At 63.5% G+C, this 12,174-nt stretch carries 8 protein-coding genes; 3 read left to right on the top strand and 5 right to left on the bottom strand.

Going from position 1 to position 12,174, the window contains the following annotated elements:
* Nucleotides 1-158: 158 nt before the first annotated feature.
* The 4 genes from EJB06_RS12415 to EJB06_RS12400 all read right to left on the bottom strand — a co-directional run bounded on the left by EJB06_RS12415 (nucleotide 159) and on the right by EJB06_RS12400 (nucleotide 5,876).
* The gene (locus EJB06_RS12415) at nucleotides 159-2,834 is read right to left on the bottom strand and encodes a DNA topoisomerase III (RefSeq protein ID WP_126074351.1); all 2,676 of its coding nucleotides are present in this window, start codon (nucleotides 2,832-2,834) and stop codon (nucleotides 159-161) included.
* A 258-nt stretch (nucleotides 2,835-3,092) separates the two neighbouring features.
* Nucleotides 3,093-3,557 carry a Smg family protein gene (locus tag EJB06_RS12410; RefSeq protein ID WP_126074350.1) on the bottom strand — a complete coding sequence of 155 codons (465 nt, stop codon included), beginning with the start codon at nucleotides 3,555-3,557 and terminating at the stop codon, nucleotides 3,093-3,095.
* A 77-nt stretch (nucleotides 3,558-3,634) separates the two neighbouring features.
* Nucleotides 3,635-4,765, bottom strand: a complete 1,131-nt coding sequence (dprA, locus tag EJB06_RS12405) for a DNA-processing protein DprA (protein ID WP_126074349.1) — start codon at nucleotides 4,763-4,765, stop codon at nucleotides 3,635-3,637.
* A 7-nt stretch (nucleotides 4,766-4,772) separates the two neighbouring features.
* Entirely contained in the window at nucleotides 4,773-5,876 is a 1,104-nt protein-coding gene (locus tag EJB06_RS12400) for a LysM peptidoglycan-binding domain-containing protein (protein WP_126074348.1), read from the bottom strand.
* 283 nt (nucleotides 5,877-6,159) lie between these two features.
* Between EJB06_RS12400 and def the strand changes: the two genes are divergently transcribed.
* Both def and fmt read left to right on the top strand, forming a co-directional pair.
* Nucleotides 6,160-6,702 carry a peptide deformylase gene (def, locus tag EJB06_RS12395; RefSeq protein WP_126074347.1) on the top strand — a complete coding sequence of 181 codons (543 nt, stop codon included), beginning with the start codon at nucleotides 6,160-6,162 and terminating at the stop codon, nucleotides 6,700-6,702.
* Between the two features lie 244 nt (nucleotides 6,703-6,946).
* A complete protein-coding gene (gene fmt, locus EJB06_RS12390; protein ID WP_126074346.1) occupies nucleotides 6,947-7,903 on the top strand; it encodes a methionyl-tRNA formyltransferase in 957 nt (318 codons plus the stop codon).
* Nucleotides 7,904-7,920: 17 nt separating this feature from the next.
* Here the strand turns inward: fmt and EJB06_RS12385 are convergent, their stop codons facing one another.
* Nucleotides 7,921-8,157: a BrnA antitoxin family protein gene (locus EJB06_RS12385; protein ID WP_126074345.1), complete on the bottom strand. Its 237-nt coding sequence runs from the start codon at nucleotides 8,155-8,157 to the stop codon at nucleotides 7,921-7,923.
* A 258-nt stretch (nucleotides 8,158-8,415) separates the two neighbouring features.
* Between EJB06_RS12385 and metH the strand changes: the two genes are divergently transcribed.
* On the top strand, nucleotides 8,416-12,174 hold the full coding sequence (metH, locus tag EJB06_RS12380; RefSeq protein WP_126074642.1) for a methionine synthase: 3,759 nt from the start codon (nucleotides 8,416-8,418) through the stop codon (nucleotides 12,172-12,174).

Genomic DNA, 12,174 nt, shown 5'->3' with positions numbered 1-12,174 from the left:
ACGGGAAAAACGCGGACAGAGCCGATAATGATAATGCATTATCGTTTATTAATGCAAGCTGGTTGCATCTGCTCGCCCTTCCCTGTCCCTATCCCGCAAAAAAAAAGAGGTGGCCACAGACTGTGACCACCTCTTCCTGTCGATCGCGGCGCGGCGGATTATTCCTCGCTAGCGGCCTTCTTGACAGCGGCTTTCTTCGCAGCCGGTTTCTTGGCGGCCGCCTTTTTCGCCGGCGCCTTCTTGGCCGCCGCTTTCTTGGCTGGCGCGGCTTTCTTGGCCGTGGCCGGTGCCGCCTCGTCGCCGCCTTCCGGATCGGCTACCGCCGCAGCCTTGCCCTTGGCCGGCGCTTTGGCCTTGCGTTCTTCGAACTCGAAGCTGATCTTGCCGTCCTTGCCCTTGACCAGGAAAGCCTTGAACGGACGACGCGTACGCTGCGACACGAAGCCCGGCATCAGGTCGGTCTTGCCGTCGTTGAGCAGCTTGACCATCTGCTCGGGCAAAATCTCCTGCTGCAGGATGATGCGGCCGCTGCGGAAGTCGCAGGTCTTCGGCTTGGCCACGCTGTGCTCGCACACATACGCCAGGCCCATTTCGTAGACGCCGCCGGTGCATTTCGGGCACGGGCCGAGCGCGGTCTGGCCGGTGAAGTCGACGCCTTCGCCATCTTCGCCGCCATCGTCGTTCTGGCCGAAATCGAATTCCAGCTTGAAGTTCTTGATCTCTTCGTCGCGCACGATGCGCAGGATCGCGGCGAACGGACGTCCCATCTTCGAGCGGAAGCCCTGCATCGGGCCGATCGTGCGTTTTTCCAGCAGTTCTTCAACTTCGGCAATCTCGAACTGGCGGCTGCCAGGCGTCTTGCTCATGTTGAATTCGCATTTGGTGCAGGCGAAACGGCGGTAGTTTTCCTTGACCACGCCGCCGCAGTTCGGACACGGCGTGTGCAGGGTCGCGTACTCGCCCGGAATCGTGTCGTTGTTGTATTCCTTGGCGCGCTTGACGATGATCTGCGTCATCTGGGCAATTTCGCGCATGAACTCGTCACGCGAAATCTTGCCCTTCTCCATTTGCGACAGCTTGTATTCCCATTCGCCGGTCAGTTCCGGCGCGGTCAGTTCGTTCACGCCGAGGCCGCGCAGCAAGGTCATCAGCTGGGATGCCTTGGCGGTCGGCATCAGCTCGCGCCCTTCGCGCAGCAGGTAGCGCTCGCCCAGCAAGCCTTCGATGATGGCCGCGCGCGTCGCCGGCGTGCCCAGGCCCTTGCCGGCCATGGCGTCGCGCAGTTCGTCGTCGTCGATCAGCTTGCCGGCGCCTTCCATGGCGGACAGCAGGGTCGCTTCCGAGTAGCGCGCGGGCGGCTTGGTGACCAGGGCGTTCGGCGTGACTTTTTCGGTGTGCACTTTTTCGCCCTTGGCCACGGGAACCAGATTGCCGCCGGTGTTGTCGTCCTTGTCGCTGTCGGTCGAGGCTTCCTTGCCGTAGATCGCCAGCCAGCCCGGATTGGTCATGACCTTGCCTTCGGTCTTGAACTGGTGGCCGGACACGTCGGTAAAGCGGGTGGTGACCTGGAATTCCGCCGGCGGGAAGAACACGGCCATGAAGCGGCGCGTGACCAGGTCGTACAGCTTCTGTTCCGGCTCCGACAGGTTCTTCGGCGCCAGGGTGGTCGGGATGATCGCGAAGTGGTCCGAAATCTTGGTGTTGTCGAAGATGCGCTTGTTCGGCTTGACCCAGCCCTTGTCGGTGATCTGCTTGGCGAACTGGTGGTAGTTATTGTTTTCCGCCAGGCTCACCATGGTGTCCTTGACGGTGTTGATGTAGTCTTCCGGCAAATGGCGCGAATCGGTACGCGGGTAGGTCAGCACCTTGTGCTTTTCGTACAGCGCCTGGGCCAGGCCCAAGGTGTTCTTGGCCGAAAAGCCGAAGCGGCCGTTGGCTTCGCGCTGCAGGCTGGTCAGGTCGAACAGGGCCGGCGCCATCGAGGTGGTCGGCTTCGATTCTTCCGTCACATTGCCCTGGCGGCCCTTGCAGGCCATGGCGATGCTGTCGGCGGCCGCCTTGCTCCACAGGCGCTCGGCGCGCTTCTCGGGGTCGTTCTCGTCCTTCTTGAAGGACTGGTCCAGCCAGCGCCCTTCGTACACGCCGGCGGCGCACACGAACTCGGCGCGCACTTCCCAGTAATCGCGGGAAACGAATTTCTTGATCTTGTCTTCGCGCTCGACCACGATCGACAGGGTCGGCGTCTGCACGCGGCCCACGGTGGTCAGGTAGAAGCCGCCTTCCTTCGAATTAAAGGCGGTCATGGCGCGGGTACCGTTGATGCCGATCAGCCAGTCCGCCTCGGAGCGGCAGCGCGCGGCGTCGGCCAGCGGCAGCATTTCTTCGTCGCTGCGCAGGTTCGAAAAGCCGTCGCGGATCGCGCCCGGCGTCATCGATTGCAGCCACAGGCGCTTGACCGGCTGCTTGGCCTTGGCGTTCTGCGCGATCAGGCGGAAAATCAGCTCGCCCTCGCGCCCGGCGTCGCATGCGTTGATGAGCTGGGTGACATCCTTGCGCTTGATCAGCTTGTTCAAGACCTTGAGACGGGCCTCGGTCTTGGCGATCGGATTGAGCGCGAAATACGGGGGAATCATGGGCAGGTGGGCAAAGCTCCACTTGCCGCGCTTGACGTCGTGCTCTTCCGGCACCGCGATTTCGAGCAGGTGGCCGACGGCCGACGACAGGACATACTCGTCCGATTCGAAGTACTCATCGTGCTTGGTGAAGCCGCCCAGCGTCTTGGCGATATCGTTCGCGACGGAGGGCTTCTCGGCGATGATGAGGGTTTTGGTCATAGGTTTTCTCGTCGTACTATATTAAGTGGTTCGGCCCGCGCATCATACATGCTAAGAGCCTATCTCAGCCGCAGCAGGCGGTATTTTGCCAAGCTGATATCGAAATTATAACAACCCGATAGAGCGGCCAATGATAAGCGGGTTGTCGGGAAATCCGCAAGTAGCCACTGCATGCCAAACGCCACAATCGTGCCGTCAGCGGGGGAAAAGCGTTGCGTGGAAGGGAAAACGGGCGCCTGCGGACAGCGCCGGCCCGATTCAATGCAGCAGGCGGGGGGCTTGTTCGTCGTCGGAGCCGAACAGGTCGTCGAACATCAGCGCGTCCGGTTCCTTGCCCTGGCTCCACAACAGCATCAGCACGATGATCTTCAGCTTGCCGAGGCCCACCGGCGATTCTTCCAGCGCCAGCGCGCGTTCGATCACGATTTCACGCTGCAAGGGACTGAGCACGCCCGCGCTTTCGAGGAACTGGATAAAGCCGACCGCGGCACTGCCGAGGGCATCGTATTCGCGCTGCACGTAAAAGCGCGTACCGGTCGAACTGAACGCCAGGCTGGTCTCGTCGCCGGCCATTTCGGTCAGGTCGGTCAGCCACACGAGCGCTTCCGAAATCTCGACATCGTCGAAACCGACAGCGGACAGCTTACGCGCCAGCGCGGCCGGCTCGGGGCAGGCATCGGGGCGGTAGTACGTCTCGTAAAGGTAGACCAGGATATCGAACATGGCTCTACTCTATCAGTTAAGCTCGCTCCGACACAAGCCCCGCCCGCGCGCGCTTTGCGGCGCGACCCGCCGTTCGGCTAGCGCTTCACGCGCTGAAACAATCCGCCGGGCAATCGTTCGAGATGGCCGGCAAGTTCCAGCGCCAGCAAGGCTGCGGCCAGCGCGCCCGCATCTCGGCCGGTGAGCGCGCCCAGCGCATCGGCGCCGACCGGCTCGTAGCCGAGCGCGTCGAGCAGCGCGGCTTGCGCGCCGGTGCACAGCGCGGCGCTGTCGGCCTGGACCGGCAAGGTCGCCAGCGGCGCGATGCGCAGCGGGACCAGGATATCGTCGACGCAGTCGACCAGGGTGGCGCCGTCGCGGATCAGGCTGTGGCAACCCTTGGACAGCGGCGCGTGGATCGAACCGGGGATGGCGAACACGTCGCGGCCCTGCTCGAGCGCCAGACGGGCGGTGATCAGCGAGCCGGAATCGGCCGCCGCCTCGACCACCAGCACGGCGCAGCACAGGCCGCTGATCAGGCGGTTGCGGCGCGGGAAGTTAGCGGCAAGGGGGCCGCTGCCGAGCGGGTACTCGCTGACGATGCACCCCTCCTCCGCGATGCGCCGGGCCAGCGCCTCGTTACGGCGCGGATAGATGCGGTCGGCGCCGGTGCCGGTCACGGCCACGGTCGAGCCGGGACCGCGCAAGCCGCCGTCGTGCGCGGCGGCATCGATCCCCAGCGCCAGGCCGGAGACGATGGTCAGGCCCGCCGTGCTCAGGGCGCCGGCAAAGGCGCGCGCATTGGCCGCGCCCTGCGTGGTGGCGTTGCGGCTGCCCACGACGGCCACGGCCGGCGCCGACAGCAGCTCCATGCGGCCGGCGGCGTACAGCAGCAGCGGCGGCATGGCCAGCTGGCGCAACAGCGGCGGGAAAGCGGGGTCGTCGGGGGTGAGGAGATGGTGGGCGGGATCGGCCAGCCAGTCGCCGATGCGGTCGAGACAGGCGGCGCAGGCATCGGGCATGGGCCCGCACAGGGCGCGCGCGACGCTGTCGGAGACGATCTCGCGCAGGGCCAGGTGGGAAGCGGAAAAGACGGATTGCGGCGTGCCGAAGCGCTCCAGCAGGCGCTGCGCGCTCACGGCCCCCACGCCCGGGGTCTGTTCCAGGCGTACCCAGGCAGCCAGGCGCTCGGCCTGGCTGATGGGGTTGGCGGGGTCCGTGTCTTGCACGGCGATATTACTCCGGTGATCGGGCCACGTCGCCGATTTTCACCGGGTCGGTTACCTGCATGATCAAGCCGTACGAAATACGGTTGAACACACGGAAAATGAACAGGGTGCCGGACTGCTCGTCAGGCAACTTGATCATCGTCTTCTTGGTGCCCAGGATGCCGCGGCGTGGCGCACCCGGGTCGGGCACCGTTCTGCCCAGAGTGTACAGCTGGAGTACGGTGCCGACATCGATTCCGTCAAGCGTACCGCGATTAATGCTGACCACCTGGTTCTGGCCGGCATGGGTCACGCCCGAATACACGCCCACGACGCGCGCATCGACGTTCTGATCGGGCGGATGCGGCATGTAGTTGCGCATGACGGTCGGCGGGGCCGGAATCAGCAGGTCGCCTACGCCGATTTCCTGCTTGGAACTGGCCACCACGAAGGTATGCGCATCGACGCCCGGCTTGGCTTCGGCAAACAGCTTGGCCGTGCCGAGGTACACCGCTTCATAGGCCAGCAGCTTGCCGGTTTGCGGGTCCTTGAGCGGGGTGCCCGGACGGAAGACCTGGAACGAGCTGCCGCCCTTCAGGTCGCCGCGCACGTAAATCTTGTCGTCCTGGCCGAGGTAGACGTGGCCATCTTCGGCCGCGGCGATGCGCGGCGAGCCCTTCAGCTCGCCGGCTTCGACGATCAGGGGCTGCGACAGGAAGGGTTCGATCACGCCGGCCGGGATGGCCTGGATCGCATCCTTGCCCAGGCCTTCGGTACGGATCTGGGGCGACAGGCGCAAGGTGCCGTTGGCGCTGCCCGAGCCATCGCCGCTACCCGGACGGGACAGCGACAAGCGGTTGTTCTTGCGGTCGAAATAGACGATCTGACCCGGATAAATCCAGTGCGGATTGCGGATCTCCGCCTTGTTCAAACCCCATACCTGGGGCCAGCACCATGGGTGCTGCAGAAACTTGCCGGAAATGTCCCACAAGGTATCACCCTTGACCACCAGATGCTGGTCAGGGGCATTGGGCCGGAATTCGCAGGTGGCCGCTTGGGTCGGGGCTGCGAGCAGTCCCGCAAAAAGCGCCACAACCGCTACGCGGACGCCGACTGTGCTAAAATTTTTCATTGAGATGTCCGTAAAGTGCGGCATTAACACGGAATTGCTAGCTGGACACGTCACCTTGCCAGCCACAGCGCAAGAGACAGCGCGATTTAACGCTACCCTATCGACGATATCGATGATAAGGCTTGCCGAACTGGATCAAATTCTGCACATAAATCCTTGAACTAGCAAGAAAAACCATGCTCAACCCGGTTGCGGGTCTGTTGTGTTTTTGTTGTGTTTTAGAATTCTTATGCGCGTGACCACTTGAAATTATCACCGAATTGTTATCGAAATTACTAGACCTATGGCAATACTGAATATTCTCCGCTACCCGGACGCGCGTCTCCACAAGGTGGCCAAGCCGGTCACCGAATTCGGCGAACGCATCAAGAAACTGGTGGCCGACATGGCCGAGACCATGTACGACGCGCCTGGCGTGGGCCTGGCCGCGAGCCAGGTCGACGTGCACGAGCAACTGCTCATCGTGGATATCTCCGAGACCAAGGACGAGCTGCGCGTGTTCATCAATCCGCAGATCGTGTGGGCAAGTGCCGAGAAGCAAGTTTACGACGAAGGCTGCCTGTCGGTGCCGGGCATCTACGACGGCGTGGAGCGGCCCGCGCAGATCAAGGTCAGCGCACTGGACGCGGACGGCAAGCCGTTCGAGCTGAGCGCCGACGGCTTGATGGCGGTCTGCATCCAGCACGAGATGGACCATTTGATGGGCAAGGTGTTCGTGGAATACCTGTCGCCGCTCAAGCGCAACCGGATCAAGGCCAAGATGCTCAAGGAAGAGCGCGGAATGGAGCGCGAAGCGGCATTGCGGGCGGCCGGTCGCCGGCATTGATTGGCCTTGGCGGATAGGCTGGCCTAGCCTTCACTGCCTCTGCACCTGAAACCGTCGTTCCCGCGCAGGCGGGAACCCAAGTCCGTCGCGCAGTTCCCGACTGTGCCGATAACTTGGGTTCCCGCCTTCGCGGGAACGACGGTTTTTAGCGTTATTGTCGGTGTTTAGCGTTGTTGTCGATTTTTAGCGTTGCTGATGAAACACAGTGCGTTTGTCCCTTGAACCGTTTTAACCCAGGAACCCCATGAACATCATCTTCGCCGGCACGCCGGAGTTCGCCGCGGTCGCCCTCCGCTCCCTGCATGAAGCCGGCTTCGGGATTCCGCTGGTCCTGACCCAGCCCGACCGCCCCGCCGGACGCGGCATGCAACTGCACGCCTCCGCCGTCAAGCAATACGCCCAAGCCCACGGCATCGAGGTGTTGCAGCCGCTCTCCCTGCGCCTCGACAGCAAGGACCCCGAGCGCGCCGCCCAGGCCGCCTTCGCGCATGCGCGCCTGATGGCCACCGACTACGACGCAATGGTGGTCGCCGCCTATGGCTTGATCTTGCCGCGCAGCACCCTCGACATCAAGCCCTGCATCAATATCCACGGTTCCCTGCTGCCGCGCTGGCGCGGCGCCGCGCCGATCCACCGCGCCATCGAAGCGGGCGACACGGAAACCGGCGTGACCATCATGGACATGGAAGAAGGCCTGGACACCGGCCCCATGCTGCTGATGGAACGGGTACCGATCTTGCCAACCGACACCACCGCCACCCTGCACGACACCCTGGCCGCGCTCGGCGCACGGATGATCGTCGACGCCCTGCGCGCGCGCGCCGCCGGCACCCTGCACCCGGTGGCGCAGCCGGAAGCGGGCGTGACCTACGCCGCCAAGATCGCCAAGGAAGAAGCCGCACTCGATTTTTCGCTGTCATCAAACGAACTGGGCCGCAAGATCCGCGCCTTCAACCCCTTCCCCGGCGCGCACGCCGAGCTGAACGGGGTGACCATCAAGATCTGGGGCGCCGAGGCGCTCGAGGCCGGTAGCGATGCGGCGCCGGGCCAGGTACTGGCGGCCGATGCCCAGCACGGAATCATCGTTGCCTGCAAGCAAGGCACTTTACGCCTGACGGAACTGCAAAAACCCGGCGGCAAGCGTCTGCCTGCGGCCGAGTTTCTCAAGGGATTCCCTTTGGACGGACTCAGCCTGGACTGAGCCGCCCTGGCGACGTCTTACCGGGCCGCGTCCTGCGCGGCTTGCTGCGCTTCCATATGTTCACGCAGGATCTGGTTGATGCGGGTCTGGTAACCCGGACCTGCGGACTTGAACCACTTCAGCATGTCGACATCGAGGCGGATCGTGACGATCTGCTTGAGCGGCGCGGCTGCCGGTGGGCGCTGCACGGTGCTGGCGTCACCCTGCTGCATGGATGCTGGCTCGGACCAGCTGGTTTGAAATTCATCGTTCATTATGTGTTCCCCGTAAAGACGCACTGCGGCGTCATCGAAGCGATTGTCGTCTTCGCATGTAACGCAAAGATTGCAGACACAACACATTTTGTATCGTCTTGTATCAAGCCGGCATTTAATTACAAAACGATACAAAGCGAACTGATCATTAAGCCCTGGAAAACCAAAAGGGCACGATGACGTATAATTTTAGACCCGGTCCAGACCGGTTCCGACCCGCCTATTGAAAGCACACCCATGACTACCGCCCATCCCGCCATGTCCACGACTGAAACCCGGCTGCGCGACATCCTGTCGCGCCGGATCATGATCCTCGATGGCGCGATGGGCACCATCATCCAGCAGTACAAGCTGGACGAGGCAGCCTACCGCGGCGGCCCGGACGGGCGCTTCGCCGATTTCGCCGCCCCGGCAGGCAGCGGCGCGCGCGAGCTGTTCGTCAAGGGCAACAATGAACTGCTGACCCTGACCCAGCCCCAGGTGATCCAGGAAATCCACGAGCGCTACCTGGCGGCCGGCGCCGACCTGATCGAAACGAACACCTTCGGCGCCACCACCATCGCCCAGGACGACTATCACATGGGCCACCTGGCCTACGAGATGAACGTGGCCGCCGCCAGACTGGCGCGCGCCGCCTGCGACAAGTACAGCACCCCGGACAAGCCGCGTTTCGTGGCCGGCGCGCTCGGGCCGACCCCGAAGACCGCCTCGATCTCGCCGGACGTGAACGATCCGGCCGCGCGCAACGTCACCTTCGACCAGCTGGTCGCGGCCTACCACCAGCAGGTGGGCGGCCTGGTCGAAGGCGGCTCCGACGTGCTGCTGGTCGAAACCATCTTCGACACCCTGAACTGCAAGGCGGCCCTGTTCGCGATCGACCGGTATTTCGACGAACACCCCGCCATCGAGCGCCTGCCGATCATGATTTCCGGGACCGTCACCGACGCCTCGGGCCGGATCCTGTCGGGCCAGACCGTGCCCGCCTTCTGGAACTCGGTGCGCCACGCCAAACCGCTGACGATCGGCCTGAACTGCGCGCTGGGCGCGGCCCTGATGCGCCCCTACGCCGAAGAACTGTCGCAGATCGCCGACACCTTCGTCTGCATCTACCCGAACGCCGGCCTGCCCAACCCGATGAGCGACACCGGCTTCGACGAACTGCCGGCCGATACCTCCTCGCTGCTGCGCGAATTCGCCGACAGCGGCTTTATCAACATCGCCGGCGGCTGCTGCGGCACCACGCCCGACCACATCAAGGCGATCGCCGACATGCTGGCCGCCACCACCCCGCGTGAAGTCCCCGTCATTCCGGTGGCGCAGCGCCTGTCCGGCCTGGAGCCGTTCACCATCGATCAACAGTCGCTGTTCGTCAACGTCGGCGAACGCACCAACGTGACAGGCTCCAAGGCCTTCGCGCGCATGATCCTCAACGAGCAGTACGACGAAGCGCTGTCGGTGGCGCGCCAGCAGGTGGAAAACGGAGCCCAGGTCATCGACATCAACATGGACGAGGCGATGCTCGACTCCAAGGCGGCCATGGAGCGCTTCCTGAACCTGATCGCCTCGGAGCCGGACATTTCGCGCGTGCCGATCATGATCGACTCGTCCAAGTGGTCGGTGATCGAAGCGGGCCTGAAGTGCGTGCAGGGCAAGGCCATCGTCAACTCGATCTCGATGAAGGAAGGCGAGGAAGAATTCATCCGCCAGGCGCACCTGTGCCGCCGCTACGGCGCCGCCGTGATCGTGATGGCCTTCGACGAGCAGGGCCAGGCCGACACCTTCGCCCGCAAGACCGAGATCTGCGCGCGCGCCTACAAGGTGCTGACCGAACAGGTGGGCTTCCCGCCGGAAGACATCATCTTCGACCCCAACATCTTTGCCATCGCCACCGGCATCGAAGAACACAATAACTACGCGGTCGACTTCATTGACGCCACGCGCTGGATCAAGGAGAACCTGCCGCACGCGAAGATTTCGGGCGGCGTGTCGAACGTCTCGTTCAGCTTCCGCGGCAACGACCCGGCGCGCGAAGCGATCCACACCGTGTTCCTGTACCACGCGATCAAGGCCGGCATGACCATGGGGATCGTCAACGCCGGCATGATGGGCGTGTACGACGACATCGCGCCCGAGCTGCGCGAACGGGTCGAAGACGTGGTCCTGAACCGGCGCGAGGACGCCACCGAACGCATGATCGAGATCGCCGGCACGCTCAAGGCCGGCGACAAGCAGGACGTGCAGACCCTGGCCTGGCGCGAAGGCACGGTGCAGCAGCGCCTCTCGCACGCGCTGGTGCACGGCATCACCCAGTGGATCGTGGAAGACACCGAAGAAGCGCGCCAGGAACTGCTGCACAACGGCGGACGCCCGATCCACGTGATCGAAGGCCCGCTGATGGACGGCATGAACGTGGTCGGCGACCTGTTCGGACAAGGCAAGATGTTCCTGCCGCAGGTGGTCAAGTCGGCGCGCGTGATGAAGCAGGCCGTGGCCCACCTGATTCCCTTCATCGAAGAAGAAAAACTGCTCGAAGAAAAACGCACCGGCATCGTCGCCAAACCGAAGGGCAAGATCGTCATCGCCACCGTCAAGGGCGACGTGCACGACATCGGCAAGAACATCGTCTCGGTGGTCCTGCAGTGTAATAACTTCGAAGTCGTGAACATGGGCGTGATGGTGCCCTGCTCCGAAATCCTGGCGCGCGCCAAGGTCGAAAACGCCGACATGATCGGCCTGTCCGGCCTGATCACGCCGTCGCTGGAAGAAATGGCGCACGTGGCCAAGGAAATGCAGCGCGACCCGCACTTCCGCATGCTCAAGATCCCGCTGCTGATCGGCGGCGCCACCACCAGCCGCGCCCACACGGCGGTGAAAATCGCGCACAACTACGACGGTCCGGTGGTGTACGTGCCGGACGCCTCGCGCTCGGTGTCGGTGGCGCAGTCGCTGCTCACGCCCGAGAGCCGCGACCAGTACATCGACGACATCGCCCAGGATTACGTGCGCATCCGCGAGCAGCACGCCAACAAGAAGGCGCTGCCGATCCTGCCCCTGGCCGCCGCGCGCGCCAACAAGATGGCGCTGGCGTTCGACCCGGTGCGCCCGAAATTCATCGGCCGGCGCGAATTCAGGAACGTCGACCTGGGCACCCTGGCCAGATACATCGACTGGGGTCCGTTCTTCCAGACCTGGGACCTGGCCGGCCCCTTCCCCGCCATCCTGACCGACGAGGTGGTGGGCGAAGCGGCCAGCAAGGTGTTCGAAGAAGGCCAGGCGCTGCTCAGGAAGATCATCGAAGGACGCTGGCTGAGCGCCAACGGGGTGGTGTCCCTGCTGCCGGCCAATAGCGTCAACGACGACGATATCGAGGTCTATACCGACGACACGCGCAGCAGCGTGGCGTTCACGTATTACGGCTTGCGCCAGCAGGGCGTCAAGCCGCTGGTCGACGGCGTGCAGCGCCCGAACCAGTGCCTGGCCGATTTTATCGCGCCGAAGGCATCGGGCATCAAGGATTATATCGGCATGTTCGCGGTGACCAGCGGGCTGGGAATCGAGAAACACGAAAAGCGGTTCGAAGATGCGCACGACGATTATTCGTCGATCATGCTCAAGTCGCTGGCGGACCGGCTGGCGGAAGCCTTCGCCGAATATCTGCACGAACGCGTGCGCACCGATTTGTGGGGGTATGCGGCGGGCGAGCAGCTGTCGAATGAGGACATGATCGCCGAGCGCTATGCCGGTATCCGTCCCGCGCCCGGTTATCCGGCCTGTCCGGAGCATACGGTGAAAGCCGATATGTTCAGGGTGCTGCAGGCGCAGGAGATCGGCATGGAATTGACCGAATCGTTCGCCATGTTTCCGGGAGCGGCGGTATCGGGATTCTATTTCGCCCATCCGGAATCGAAGTATTTCGTGGTCGGCAAGATCGGCGACGACCAGGTCGGCGATATGGCGGCGCGGCGCGGCGTGCCGAAAGACGAGCTCGAACGCTGGCTGGCGCCGAATCTGTCGTAG

The sequence above is a fragment of the Massilia atriviolacea genome, assembly GCF_003953935.1.
Classification (GTDB): Bacteria; Pseudomonadota; Gammaproteobacteria; order Burkholderiales; family Burkholderiaceae_D; genus Telluria_A; species Telluria_A atriviolacea.
Note: the sequence above shows the minus strand (reverse complement) of the source record. Positions and strands in the feature narration are given on the sequence as shown.

Bases quoted from the DNA above. Each gene is read 5' to 3' on its own strand.
- EJB06_RS12415 (WP_126074351.1), bottom strand. From the start codon at position 2,834: ATGACCAAAACCCTCATCATCGCCGAGAAGCCCTCCGTCGCGAACGAT.
- EJB06_RS12410 (WP_126074350.1), bottom strand. From the start codon at position 3,557: ATGTTCGATATCCTGGTCTACCTTTACGAGACGTACTACCGCCCCGAT.
- EJB06_RS12400 (WP_126074348.1), bottom strand. From the start codon at position 5,876: ATGAAAAATTTTAGCACAGTCGGCGTCCGCGTAGCGGTTGTGGCGCTT.
- def (WP_126074347.1), top strand. From the start codon at position 6,160: ATGGCAATACTGAATATTCTCCGCTACCCGGACGCGCGTCTCCACAAG.
- fmt (WP_126074346.1), top strand. From the start codon at position 6,947: ATGAACATCATCTTCGCCGGCACGCCGGAGTTCGCCGCGGTCGCCCTC.
- EJB06_RS12385 (WP_126074345.1), bottom strand. From the start codon at position 8,157: ATGAACGATGAATTTCAAACCAGCTGGTCCGAGCCAGCATCCATGCAG.
- metH (WP_126074642.1), top strand. From the start codon at position 8,416: ATGTCCACGACTGAAACCCGGCTGCGCGACATCCTGTCGCGCCGGATC.